We start from the raw sequence: 13,012 nt of genomic DNA on the forward strand, positions 1-13,012 counted from the left end.
AAACAGCCTTCCGAGCTCGATCGTCAGCCGCTCGAGAGTCCCCGCTTTGTCAGGCATGGCCGCCGACCCCGATCGGCATCGCGTCGAGCGCGGCGACCAGTTCGGCCAGCGTTCTCCCTGGGAGGTCGGGCAGTACCTCGCGCGCCTGGCGCACGTCAGCGCCCAGCGAAGCGCTCGCGCGGTCGATCAGGACCACGGCGAACGCGTCGACGCAGTCCTGGACGGGCACGCCGCGCACAGTCTCGGGCAGGGCGAGCTCCGGGCGGCTCACCATGCGCGACAGCAGTTGGAACAGCGCTGCGCCGCCACCGCGGTGCCACGTTACGGCGACCCGGCGGTCGTCGCGCAAAAGTCGGGTGACCTCGACGCGGTGGCGCTGCCACAGTTGCGTCAGATAACGGCCTGCCGCAGATTCCTCCAGCGCGGCCCGGACTTCGGCCAGCGTCTCAGACAGCGGCCGGTCTGCCGCGAACCACGGCCGACCCACGGGTGCGCGCAACCCGTCCGCGGCGACCGCACCGAGGAACGCGGCCGGTTCGGCCGCCACCACGGGTGCCAGCTCGGCGGGCACCGCGACGCGGGCCGCGCCCGGCACCGTGTGCACCTCGTCGATCGAGGTCGCCGTGGCCACCTCCAACGTCAGTGACGGCGTGCCGGCGGCGAACCGCGCGAGCACGTCCGCGATCGGCCAGGCGACGCCGAGCGGGCGTTCGATGCCGTCCGGGGGCAGGGCGGGCGGCGTGCCGCCCCGGGCCGTGATTTCCGCGCGGGTCCGGCGGCGCGCGAACACCAGACCGCACACCCGATTCTGGTCGTCGACGACAGCAGAGCCGGAGTCTCCGTGCTCGTCGAAGAACAGCAGTTCGCCCGGCTTTCGGTCCGGATTGTCGTTGGCCTGGATGAGAATCGCGTTGTGCGCCGTGCCTGATACGCCATTGACGTCGGTGACGACGCCCCCGGTCAACCGCGTGCGCGCGCCCCGTTTGCGTACCGGCAGCCGGGCGAGTGCGTCTGCGGTGCTGAGGCTGCGGGTACCGCTGACGAGGCCGATGCCGAGAATCTGCGCCTGCCATGTGGTGCCTGCCCGCAACTGCACAACGGCCTGGTCGTCTGCACCTGTCCGCTCGCCGGCCCTGTATACGCCGATGATATCGTTGCAGCAGCTGGAGCTCGAGATGGATGTCGGCTGGCCGACCTCCGTACTGCCCTTGGTCGCAGCCACCAGGCCGGCGCCGTCGATCACGTGCTGGTTGGTCAGCGCGTAGCCAACGTCGTGGTTCGACTTGAGCCACAGCAGACAGCCCAGCGTGCCTTCCCACCTCTCGCCCTTGGCGGAGGAGAGGGCGGGTTGTATGCGCGTACCGCCCTTGAGCGGTCGCTCCGTCTTGTCGTCGGTCGAGTCGTCGCGCACTATGCCGCCCGGCGGCGCGGCGACGAGCACGATGCCGTCGCTCTCGATCACGTCGGTGCCCACACCGTCAATCTCGGCCGGGATCACCTCGTCCGGCGGGATCTCCTCGAGCGGCCGCTTGTTCGCTACGTGCACCCGGATCACCAGCTCGCCGGTCGGCTGGCCACCGGTTTCCTTGCTACCCAAGGCGACCATGCTGACGCCGGGGATCGCCAGTAGCCGTTGGGCTGCGTCCCGGTGGACCTGCTCTGCGTGCGCGATGCGTGCGGAGTCGGGCTCGAGGTTTCGGTCCGGCATCGTATTGCCCTCCTCAGTCCGCGCCCAGCGCTGCGATGATCTGGGGGAAGGAGAGCCCTGCGAGGTCGGGCAGCGCCGCCCGCGCCGAGCTTAGAGCGTTGCGCAGGCCGGGGCTCGCTTGTGCGGCGAACGCATCGTGAATCCGGCTCACCGAGCTAGCCAGCGGTTGACCGTTCACCTTGGCAGGCAACGTGATGTCGTGCCGATCGACCATCCGGATCAGGGTCTGGACCAAGGCCGGCCCGCCGGAGCGCTGCCAAACGATGGCGACCCTGCGGTGCTCGTTCACCAACGACACCAGCTCCGGCTGGTGCTCCAGCCAGAGCGCGGCGATCTGTCTGCCGCCCGGCGACGCTCGGAGCTGGGCGCTGATGCCTGCCAATAGTTCCGGCGTCGGTGAGGGCGTGCTCGGCAGCAGAGGGACGTCCGGGGGCGCGAGTACACGGACGCCCGGTGGGGGTCCGGCCAGAGCAGGTGCCAGCTCGGCGGGGATGCGCAACGTGTGGTTGGCCGGCACGGTCTGTACGACCCCGTCCGCCGTGGCGGTGGCGATCCGCACCGGGATCCCGTCGGCGCTGCCGAACAGACCGAGGATCGTCGTGATCGGGAGCTCCAGACCGTTATTCGTCTTGAGTTTGGAGTCCGGTGCCGCACCGTAGTGCAGGGCGACTACTTCGCTGTTGTCGTTGACCACGACGCTCCCCGAGTCGCCTCGGTCGCTGAAGTAGGTCCAGTCGGTCGCCTTGATCGCCGAATTGGGATTGGGCCGGACGACCATCACGTTGTCGTGCGTGACGCCGTCGTCCGCCGTATGCGTCGTATTGAGAGCCAGGACGACCCCGCCTGTCTGCTTCGTCCTGGCCCCACGCTTGAAGACCTGGTAGTCGAGGGCGGCGATTTGTTGCGTAGTGACGTTGCGGGGGCCGTTCAGTCGGCCGATGCCGACGACCTCCGCCAGGTATTGCGTACCGGGATCGAGCCGGACGAGGGCGGCGTCCCTGCTCTGTTCGTCGTTGCCGGCGGCGAACACGCCGATCTGGTCCGAGCAGCACTTCGTCGAGCTGGCCTGGTTGGTCGGCTGCCCAGCCCGTGTCGTGTCCTTCGTGGGCTTGACCTTCACGTTGTTCGCGCAGACGACGTGGAAATTGGTCAGCGCGAAGACCTGGTTCGGATCGGTCTCGTGCACGAGGAAGCAACCCAGCGTGCCAAACCCCGCACCCGTGAGATCGACCTGGAGCCGGCTGCCGCCGATCAACGGCCGGTACTTCGTGGCGTCCGTGTCGTTCTCAGCAACCAGCTGCGATCCGGGTATGGTGGCCACCTCGTCGGCATCGGGAGCTGTGTCAAGGTGGGATTCTCCGAGCACTGATACATCGATCCCGACGCCCTCGAACGACGGCGGCAGCAGTTCGCCTAGCGGCAATTCTGCGGCGGCCCGCTTCCGCCGCACGAACACCTTGATCACGATCTCGCCGGTGGGCCTCCCGTCGCGTTCCCGGCCGCCGACGCCCACCCCCGTGACTCCGGGCAGCCGCATGAGCGCCGCGGCGGCCCGTTCCTTAATCTCGATCAGCCTGGTGTCGTCGGGGGTCACGCCGCGGCCTCGGCCGATGGCTTCCCGCGGAAGCCCAAGATCGCTGACCGCTCTCGGATGGAATCTACCGCGCAGGGGGATCCCTGCCGGGGATGAGCAATGTCTACGTTGTGGTGGAAGACGGTGGTGCGGGACGGGCCGGACGTGTTTAGCCCCATAGCGATGTCGTCTCGTCCGGGCCTGTTCGGGTCGTACACCTGCGTGCGGAAACGTGCACCGCCCCAAGCGTAGGCATAGGCGAGGACCACGTGGCGGTGGCCGTGCTGAGCCGCGTCCGCGTTGTACACGGAGACCACGCCGAGCGTACAGGGCTTGCCCTGGTCGGTGCCGGCCGCCAGCTTCGGTATCTGGACATGGATGGTCATCCCGCCTAGGCCCCGCCGGAGGCCGCCAAGGATGTCGTGACTGGAGGCGTTGGCCGAGGCGATGTGGATGAGGACGTCTTCCGGGATGTTCGAGCTCGCAAGCAGGCGCTCGGCCAGATAGGTCATCGGGGCCAACCCGGTCGGTGGCGGTCTGCCCTCGCTCGGCGTCGGCAGGGGGCGTCGAAGAGGTCGCAGGCGGTGAGGCACGGGCCCGCGGTCGCCTTGCCGATGGCGAGCGTGCCGATGCCCGTGCGCACGATCGGGTCCGGCGTTCCCCCCGGCCAGCAATTCGTGAACTTCACACCGCGGGTGCTCGGGACAACGCTGGTGGCTGCCATACTCGGTCTCCGTCGTCGCACGCAAGTACTACTAACGAAAGAGGTGTCGACCGGCCGCGCGATAGTCCCGCGAGCCGACGCATCTCTTGGCTCGCGAGTGAATCGCCACGCACAGCGACGCGTACTCGTATAACCAGCCCTAACGGGAACCACGAGCCCACGTACACGATGTCGAACGATCGAGCCCATCCCGACCTGAGGATCCAAGCTGTCACCCCTCACCGGGAAGTGTCGTCCCTCGCCCTGCCTACATGGCCAGGCCAAGCCTGCTGCAAGACTCCGCGCGTGTCGATACAACATGCCAGCAAATCTCCACGGCTACCCATACCGTTCACTGGAATGGAGTATGAGCCATAGGATGGAGGCCCTCGACGTACGTAGATGTGCGTATGTGCTTAGATCTACAAGGTAGAGTATGGGGGCGTCAGTGGTTGAGCAGCACCCCCCGGCGGGCATAGCTGGCGGTCGCGCGAGCGCGACGCAGGCGACTAACAGGATGAGTTGTCGATGTAGGCCGATTCTAGAACTCTCGGACAAACTGCTAAGACTGCGATGACGTGGTCGGAGTAGTGCATGATGTTTCTGTCGATGCGCTGAAGGTGTATCTGAAAAGCCTACTGCAGCATCCTTCCACTAGAATTGTGCAGATTCGTTGCCTTCCTTCTCCGTCGGTCACATCTGGGTGGTGAAGCGCGTGGGAGCTCGCCGCTAACCGAGCGGCGTGCATCCAGCCGGATCAGTTCCGGGATCGGGCATGCGCGCTAACAGCTGCTCGGCTGGGCACCGGCCTGTTTGGGCTCGTGGAGCTGGTAAAGGTTCGTCAGGTCCTCGGCGATGGGCCAGGCCAGGGTGAGCTCACCGGCGATCAGCCGGGCGGCGGTGGTTGCGCTGAGGTGGTCGCGGCGGCGGATACCGTAGAGCGGTCGTGGGTGCGGCCGCGGTGGCCAAGGGTGTCCCGTTGTTTCCGGCGGCGGACGTCGTCATGGCGGCGAGTCCAAGGCGCACGACGTGGAAGCGAATCGAGCACCCGCGCCGCATCAGGGAGGTCGACGGCCAGCGCGATGGCCCGGGTCATCGGAGCGGAACGGCTCCAGCGACACGGCGCCCACCGCCTCCCGCCATGTCCGGCGCTGTGCAGCGAGCCAGTCGGCCAGCACGGTCCCGGAGCGGCCGTCTACCACGTCAAGCAGCTGCAGGCTGTTCGGGAGCCTGACGAACGAGTCGCAATACGCACATCTACGTACCGGTGGCCGTCAAGCCCCCGTCTAGCCTTGGTCTCTGTGAGACTTCGCCATACGCCCAAAGGGCGGATCGACGATTGCGGGGAGGGCGGTTGGTAGCTCTGGAACGCAGGAAGGCCGCAGTCGGGAGCGGCATAATGATGGGCTGCCCGATCAGGCCCCCTTTGCAACCTGTGCCCCAGGCGGAGCAGGCCATCCGACAGCGGTAAACGAGCCGCTCGACGATAGGTGTTTAGTCAAGCGGGCGGGAGCTTCTCAGCCTCTCGCTGCAGGAGTGATCGTGGTTGACTTTTGCGTGGATCCCAATACAAGTGACAAGTGACGTCGTGCTGTACCCCTCGCTCCCGGTACCTCTTGCTCGTATTCGCGTTCTTGCTCTCGTGGCTGTGGCACCAAACTCCTGCGTTGCTGGGCGGGACGAGCCGTGCCGAACCTTGGCACATACCAGCGGATTTGGCCGGTCCTGATCTACGCGTTGTTGGATCGACTCAGGTGCATTGCCGGGTTTGTACGAATCGGCCGCCCTCGCGAGGAGCCACTGCTGTCATGCCGTGGCACCGTTTGCCATGTATCTCCTCGAACCTGGAGGGACTCTGACCGTTCGGAAGTCCGTCTCATCACCTGGCCCGGACAGGAGGCCCTCACGTGACCCGACATCGGCAATCACCGTCCGCCGTGGTCGATATCAACGCAGAGCTGAGTGCTGATATTGACTGGGCGATCAAGACCGGTCACGAGCTCGGGTTGTCCGATGCCGCGCTGGCGGCTGTCACTGGACATGCCGAGCGGGTGCGGAAGCGGCTGCGGGATCCCGCGCTATATATTGCTGTAGTTGGTGAGTTCAACTCCGGGAAGAGCACTTTCATCAACATGCTGCTGCGGGACCGGCTGTTGCCGACGGCGCCCGTCGTGACCACCGGAACAGCAACAGAAATCCGATACGCCGCACATTTGTCAGTATCCTTTACATCTCGCGGGGGGGAACGCGTGACCTACCCCGTCACTCGGCAAGCGGAAGATGAGCGATTCCTGCGCGCTCTGCGTCGCATTTCACCCCACGCAGTACTGCCACTCGACGCACGCGACGCAGTACGGACACTGATCGCTGACCCGCAGGTCTGTGGCGGGATCGAAACGGTAGCTATCGGGCATCCCGCGGCGCTGCTTGGGCAAGACGTCGTAGTGGTCGATACTCCAGGGATAAATGCAACGGACGATCTGCACGCCGAGGTCGTGGAGCGGGTGGTCGCCGAGACCGCTGACCTCGCCGTCGTGCTCGTCCCGGCGGGCTCTCCAGTATCCCGAGTGCTCACGACGTTCTTGACCGGCACCCTGGAGCGTCACCTGGACCGGTGTGTGTTCGTGGTAACCAAGCTCGACGATGTCGACCCGGCCGAACGGGCGCTGCTCGTGCGGGCCGTGGGGGTACGGCTGCAAAGGGCCGGGGTACCGGACCCGCAGGTTTACGGCGCAAGCGGGAACGCCGCTCTCGATCGACTCACCGCCCCGGCTGCGCAGGACGCAGAGACGGACGACTTCCTGCGGCTGGAGGCGGCGCTTACCGACATGGCACGGAGCGACCATGTCATCGCTGTCAACATGAGCGCCACCCACCTCGTTGGCGGTCTACTGGAGGCGGCCGCATCGTCAGCAAAGGAGCGCCGCGACGAGATCGCCCGCGCCCATCGCGAGCTCGATCGGCTAGAGGTATCTGACCTCGGGCGCTTCGTCGCAAGTGCGGCGGCCAAGGCGTCTGGCAGGCTCGTAGAGGAGTCCCGGGCACAGCGCCGCGAGATCGACCTGCACGCGTCCACCCGCGGCGAGGCCCTCGCGACAAGGCTGGCGGAGATGCTGGCCGCGTGCAAGACCACTGAGGAGGTCGCGGCCCTTGTCCGGGAGACGGCCGCCCCGCTCGTGCGTGAGGACGTCGAGCAATGGTGCCGTGCCCGGCAGAACGCTTTCGGAGCGCGACTATCCGGTATCGCGGACGAGCAAATTGCCCAGGCAGGTCGTACCTTCGCTGCCGAGTACCGGCGCCTTGCCGCCATCGTCGGCCGAGCACCCCAAGCGATGATCGTTCCGGCAGTTCCGGCTGAGCGTTCGTCTCCCGCCGTGGAAATCGACTTCGGTAACGCTGCGGCAGGCGTCGCGTCGTCCCTTTCGACGGAGAACTGGGCTATGGGCGGGGCGGCAACGGCTGCCGCCGTCGTGGGCACGATCTTGCTCCCGGGCATCGGCACGGTGATCGGAGGTCTTATTGGCGCGGTAATCGGCGCCGCAGCCGGCGACCAGGTCACCAAGGCCAAGGCGCAGGTGCAGGGTCCGCTGTGCAACGGCGCGCGGTCCGCGGTCCAGCAGGCTGCACAAGCTCTGCGATCCGCACTGGACAAAAGGCGCGCCCTCGAAGAGAAGCGGTGCGCCGCCGCGTTCGCCGGTCTCCGTCGCGTCGCAGCCAGTCCTGTTAGCGCACTGGTGGCGGAGGAAGCTTGCCGGCGCGCCAAGCTTACCGAGGTCCATGCGCGTGCGGTCCAAGCCGAACGGGAGGCGGACGAGCGGCTCAGCCGTCTTGCGGTCCGGCGGATTGAGCTCCTGGCACGTCGGGGAGGGTCTAATGATCGGTGACTTCTTCACGGACCTTGCCCTGGACGCGCATAATCACCTGAATCCCGTCGACCCAGACGTCGAGGGAGCCGCAGTCGTAGCCGCCGATTCATTCTCGCCGGAGGTCGAGCCGCACGGCCTGATCCACCCGCCGCACAACCTTTGCGGTACCGACCCTGCGGTTGGCTTGCACGACCGCACCCAGGTCGTCTGCGGGGTCGGTACGCCGGACGCCGACGCCGTCCACTGGCACTTTCAAGGTCCGGAGGAGGCCTGCGCGGTGGTCAGTCAGGGCTCGATCATCGAGTCGCTCACCGGTGTTCCGTTCGACGAGGCCGCCGCCACTCGATGGCTCGAGCAGCAAGGGTGGTACGACCCAGCCACGGGCACGCGGCCGGAGGACGTTACCCGCCTCTTCCAAGCCTACCATGTGCCGACGGCGTCGGGATCGACCACCGTCGGGGGGCTGTGGGACGCACTAGCCGCTGGCGACAAGGTCATGGTCACCCTTGACGCGAACGAGATCTGGCATCCCGTGCACGACCCCGCCACAGGCGCCCCGTTGGAGTCGCTCCAGCCTGCGGGTCACGCGGTCTGGCTGACCGGTATCGAGCAGAACTCGAACGGCGAGTGGAAGGTCGTGCTGAACGATAGCGGTCACCAAGGCGGACGGGCCGAGACCGTCGCGCTAGCCGACTTCGTCAACGCCTGGGACGACTACGGCAACCAGGCCGTGTTCGCAGGAGGACACGCGGCCCCGTTGAGCCCTGCAGAAACAGGAGCCCGCACATGAGCGAGAATCGAGACAGACTGGTCACCGCGGCCGCCTCGATATCGGTCGACCGGCCAGCGGGCGTCGCGGGGCTCGTTGCCGGGCTGCACCGGGATCCGGTAACTGCCCGACTGCCCATTGAGGCCGTTGCGCTGCCTCCGGTACCGGATCGGCAGAACGGCCGGCTCTTGATCTCCGCACTGCTCGCTGTTCCCACGGCGGATCGCACTCGTGTCCACCGGCCGTTCGGCACAGTGACCTGGAATCCCTCGGACGGGAGCGTCGTCCAGCTCAGTGAATGGGGAACCGAGCTGCCGGAAACCGTCACGGGAGCGGAACGAACGGACACTACCTGGCCGCTGCCGGAAAGCGAAGACAGAATGCGAACGGTGTGCGCCGCGCTCGACGAGCTCGCGGCGGGCCGTACACCAAACCTGACCGAGCTTTACCGCTCCGCGTTGCCCTCGCAGGCGATCGCCTGGTATCAGGCCCTTGTACCGGCAGCGGTGCCGTGGCTACCTGACCAGCAGACGTGGGCTCTGCCTCGGCATACCGACGTCGGCAGCGCACTCGGAGGCTGGATCCGTGATGTCGCCGCGATCGCCGCGGAGACCAACGCTCCGGCGTTGGGCGCGCAGCTCGAGATGCTCGCCGAGCAGCGGATGCGCCCAGGCTTTCGTGTCGCAGTGGTTGGCGAGTTCAACAAGGGCAAGTCAACATTGGTGAACCGGCTAGTAGGCCACGAGGTTGTAGCCACGGGACCGGTACCGACTACCGCCTTATTCGTGGTCGTCATGGCGGAGGATGCAGCCTCTGGAAGCGTCAGGACAGCCGGTGACCACGAGATCGCGGTGCCCTGCGCCTGGCTCGCCACAATAGACACTGAGCTGGTCGACACCCCAGGGACGAACGAGGCGGGTGAGGACCGCACACCAGAGGTGCGGCGGGCTGTGACGCTCTCCGACGCTGTCCTGCTAACTGTGAGCGCGACCAGCCCGCTAAGCCGGTCGGAGCGGGAGTTGATTGCGCAGGAGGTATTGCGGCGGCATGTCCCGTTCTTCGCTGTTGTCGTCGGCTTCCTGGACCAGCTTCCCCCCGAGGACCGAGCGGCGGCGCTGAGTTCCGTGCGCTCGAAGGTTCAGCAGCTCGCTCCCGAAACGCCGGTTCTCACAAGCCCCGGGCCGGTAGGCGGAGAGGACGAGCTGGTTGCGATCCGCGACCTCATCGCCGATTACGCCAAGAAGAATGAGGACAGGCGATGGCGCACTAACAAGATCGCCTCCGCCGTTGCCGACATCGCCGAGGCAGTGGCCGACGTTGCCGGGCAAGCAGCCGTAGCTGCTGCGCTCCACGACGCTGAGCGGACGGCTGCGGTTGAGCGGGAGCGGGCCGAGCTGGCGCGTGATGCAGCAATGTGGGACGGATTGCGTGTCGAATTTGAGACGCGGCGGCGAGCACTGGTCCGCCGGGTGAGCGACTCCCTTTCGGGGGACGCTGACGTCCTCGTCGGCGCCCTGCGCCACGAGTTGCTGCGCGCACCGGACCCCAAAGCGTACTGGGAACATGACGCGCCCTACCGGCTCCGTCGCGAGCTTGCGGCACTCGCCCATAAGTACGAGTCACTGGTCCTGGCTGGCATGACTTCCGACATCGAGTGGCTCGATACCACGCTGGCCGAGCGGTTCGACGTCGTCACCCCTACCACGCGACCCGCAGCACGACTCGCAGCACCGCATACACCGCTGCCCGAGGCCGATATGACCGACCTAAGCAGGCGCAAGATGATGACCCGGATCGGGGCGGCTGGCGGAACCGTCGCAGGTTACGTCCTCGCCGGCGCCGTCGGGTTGGCCATGCCGCCGGTCGCCCTCGCAATGGCTGGCGGGCTTGCCGCGGCGATACTGGCGGAACGCTCTCTTCGCAACGCAACCGAGGGGCAGCGCCAGGTCGTCGACCAGCTGCTGCGCCAGGCGGTTGACGCCGCCATCGCGGAAGTCACCGAGCAGGCCGCCCTCCGCATCCGCTCGTTGTACGCGGAAATCCTTGATGGCATGAGCGCCCGTCGCGCCGCATGGCGTAGAAGCCGGCTTGCCGCCTCGGCGGAACCGACAAGATCCGCAACACAGCACTCAGCGCTTGCCGATCGAGCCACCGCACTCGCCACTACGATCCGCGCCGCCGTCGCCGACGACTGCGGCACCTCACGGGAGGACTCATGACTGCGACGGCGTCCCGTCCGGGACTGGACGGATACTCGGCTGCAGAACGCCGCCGTACCCAGCTGATCGAGGTGGCAGACCGGATGACCGGTATCGCACGCGACCTCAGCCTAGACGCCCTCGCGGACGGCGTGGAGAGGACGGCTGACCGGGTTCGCAGTGACGCCTTCGTCGTAACCGTCCTCGGCGACTTCAACACTGGCAAGAGCACGCTCATTAACGCGCTGCTTGGCGCCGACACCCTGCCGCGGCTACCGATCGAATGTACAGCACTGCTCACCGAGGTCCGATGGGGTGACGAGCCCGCAGCCCTGCTATACCCCCGCACCGCCGATGGCGGTGTCGCGGAGGATCCGGAGCCGGCCGACATCAACCGGCTGAGTGAGCTGATCGTCGTCGACGTCGACGAGCCCGAGGCGCAGAGCCCGTACGCGCGCGCCGAGGTGCGGTGGCCGCTGGAGCTGTGTCGCAATAACGTCGTACTCGTCGACTCACCGGGGCTGAACGCAGATCCGCTGCGCGAAGAGCTCACAATGGAGTACCTCACGCGGACCGACGCGGTGGTGTTCGTGCTTGACGCCCGCGCCAACATGAAGCGCAACGAGGTCGACTTCATGACCTCGCAGCTGGACAGCCACGACCCGTTCTTCATCCTCAACTTCATCAACCAGATCCAGCCCGAGGAGCAGGAGCTAGTCCGCCGCTCTGCATTCGTACGACTCCAGAAGGCGCGCCCGGATCACCCTGCTGATGAGCGGCGGATCTACTGGGTCGACGCGTTGGCCGGAATCCGCGCCCGCAAGGACGAAAACGTCGCAGCATGGGACGCCTCGGGCGTGGCCAAGCTTCAGCGCGACCTCGAGCTATTCCTCACCACCGAACGGCACAAGATCAAGATCTTGCTTCCGGCCCGTCAGCTGCGGGTGCTGCGGCGCGAGGTCGGGCAGAGCATCGCCAAGCAACAGGCGATGCTTACCGAGGACCTTCAAGACCTCACCCGCCGCTACGCCGAGGCACAGGTACCGCTCCAGCAGTTAGAGCAGGACGCGGAGCGGATCTCACGCGACCTCGCCAATCAGTTGGGCGACCTCGAGGACGAGGTCGCACGGCGGATCGAGGGCAAGCTCAGCCAGCTCACTGTTTCCGTTCCGGGGTTCGCGGTCGAGGCCATCCCGGACCAAAAACTTAGCCTCAAGCCGTGGAAGACCGCGGAGCAAGCCGAGGCCGTCGCCGGGGAGATCGCGGAAATCACTGCGCGGCGGGTCGAGGCTGAGTTCAGTGAGTGGGTTCGGGCCGAGCTCCAAGCCGACCTCACCAAGCGGATGGAGCGGATGGCGGAAAGTCTGAACGCACAGGTCGCGGGCTTCGAGCAAGATCTCGACGCGCTGCGGCTTGATATGAGCGGTGCCGCCTCTGATGTCCGCTCCCGGGCGTCCAAGGACGATGAAACCCCTTTGACCCGGACGTTGGCCGCAGTCGGCGGCGGCATCATCGCGGGCCCAGCGGCGGGACTCGCCGGGGCGCGGTTCGGGACACGCGAGATGGCCAAGGCCCTGCTGCCCGGCCTAGCAATTCATCTGGTCTGGCTGTTCACGCCGTTCGGGTGGGGTGTGCTTGCTGCCGCGCTGGTCGCGCAGGCCATTGTCGGAGCGCCTGTGATGCTCAAGGGTGCCGAGCGGAGGCTAAAGCAGACGGTTGGCGAGGAGATGGCGAACGAACTGCGCGGCCGCCTGCATAAGGACAGCCGGGAGGCGGCTGCCCGGTTGGCCAAACAACTCGACGAGGTTCGTGTCGCAGTGTTCGCGGGCCTCGACGCCCAGCTCGCCACATTCCGCCAAGAGGTCGAGACCGTGCTGGCCGCGAAGCGGGCCGGCGAAGCTGCGGCGTCGGCCCGCGGCAGCCAGCTGACCCGGCTCGCTCAGGATCTCGACGACGCGATGAACCAGCTGGACGACATTGTGGATGAGATCGCTGCGATCTGACTCCTTAAAGCGGGGCCTCACTCGCGCGTTGATGGCCACCGCGCGCGAGCTGGTCGTGTCGGGCCGCCTGCTCCAACCCACGTTCGCGCCCGGGTTCCGCAGCTGATGTGTGGTGAAAGGGCCTGGATGTGGGGTCTGACCCGTATCCGCGAGTAGTGGGCGCTCGCGGACGGTGAGAGAACGATAGGTGTC

The 13,012-nt window shown here is 66.7% G+C and carries 7 protein-coding genes; 4 read left to right on the top strand and 3 right to left on the bottom strand.

The window, feature by feature from the left end:
* Positions 1 to 49 precede the first annotated feature (49 nt).
* The 3 genes from LWC33_RS29545 to LWC33_RS29555 are packed head-to-tail and all read right to left on the bottom strand — an operon-like array spanning position 50 to position 3,793.
* Positions 50 to 1,708, bottom strand: a complete 1,659-nt coding sequence (locus tag LWC33_RS29545) for a hypothetical protein (RefSeq protein ID WP_233307976.1) — start codon at positions 1,706 to 1,708, stop codon at positions 50 to 52.
* A 13-nt stretch (positions 1,709 to 1,721) separates the two neighbouring features.
* Positions 1,722 to 3,302, bottom strand: coding sequence for a chymotrypsin family serine protease (locus LWC33_RS29550; protein ID WP_233307977.1), 1,581 nt, complete (start codon positions 3,300 to 3,302; stop codon positions 1,722 to 1,724).
* Positions 3,299 to 3,793: a hypothetical protein gene (locus tag LWC33_RS29555; protein ID WP_233307978.1), complete on the bottom strand. Its 495-nt coding sequence runs from the start codon at positions 3,791 to 3,793 to the stop codon at positions 3,299 to 3,301. Before LWC33_RS29555 ends, LWC33_RS29550 begins: the two co-directional genes overlap by 4 nt.
* Before the next feature lie 2,098 nt (positions 3,794 to 5,891).
* Here LWC33_RS29555 and LWC33_RS29560 point away from each other — a divergent pair.
* Genes LWC33_RS29560 through LWC33_RS29575 form a run of 4 tightly spaced genes read left to right on the top strand, consistent with a single transcriptional unit; the run spans position 5,892 to position 12,820 of the window.
* Positions 5,892 to 7,868, top strand: a complete 1,977-nt coding sequence (locus LWC33_RS29560; RefSeq protein WP_233307979.1) for a dynamin family protein — start codon at positions 5,892 to 5,894, stop codon at positions 7,866 to 7,868.
* On the top strand, positions 7,858 to 8,640 hold the full coding sequence (locus LWC33_RS29565; protein ID WP_233307980.1) for a C39 family peptidase: 783 nt from the start codon (positions 7,858 to 7,860) through the stop codon (positions 8,638 to 8,640). Before LWC33_RS29560 ends, LWC33_RS29565 begins: the two co-directional genes overlap by 11 nt.
* Positions 8,637 to 10,838 (top strand): dynamin family protein, encoded by a 2,202-nt coding sequence (locus LWC33_RS29570; protein WP_233307981.1) that lies wholly within the window; start codon positions 8,637 to 8,639, stop codon positions 10,836 to 10,838. Before LWC33_RS29565 ends, LWC33_RS29570 begins: the two co-directional genes overlap by 4 nt.
* The gene (locus LWC33_RS29575; RefSeq protein ID WP_233307982.1) at positions 10,835 to 12,820 is read left to right on the top strand and encodes a dynamin family protein; all 1,986 of its coding nucleotides are present in this window, start codon (positions 10,835 to 10,837) and stop codon (positions 12,818 to 12,820) included. The genes LWC33_RS29570 and LWC33_RS29575 overlap by 4 nt, the downstream gene beginning before the upstream one ends.
* Positions 12,821 to 13,012: the final 192 nt, after the last annotated feature.

Source organism: Pseudonocardia terrae (assembly GCF_021343995.1).
GTDB lineage: Bacteria > Actinomycetota > Actinomycetes > Mycobacteriales > Pseudonocardiaceae > Pseudonocardia > Pseudonocardia terrae.

What these genes read in the sequence shown, in the direction of transcription:
- LWC33_RS29545 (WP_233307976.1), bottom strand. Translation starts at nt 1,708, where the DNA reads ATGCCGGACCGAAACCTCGAGCCCGACTCCGCACGCATCGCGCACGCA.
- LWC33_RS29555 (WP_233307978.1), bottom strand. Translation starts at nt 3,793, where the DNA reads ATGACCTATCTGGCCGAGCGCCTGCTTGCGAGCTCGAACATCCCGGAA.
- LWC33_RS29565 (WP_233307980.1), top strand. Translation starts at nt 7,858, where the DNA reads ATGATCGGTGACTTCTTCACGGACCTTGCCCTGGACGCGCATAATCAC.
- LWC33_RS29570 (WP_233307981.1), top strand. Translation starts at nt 8,637, where the DNA reads ATGAGCGAGAATCGAGACAGACTGGTCACCGCGGCCGCCTCGATATCG.
- LWC33_RS29575 (WP_233307982.1), top strand. Translation starts at nt 10,835, where the DNA reads ATGACTGCGACGGCGTCCCGTCCGGGACTGGACGGATACTCGGCTGCA.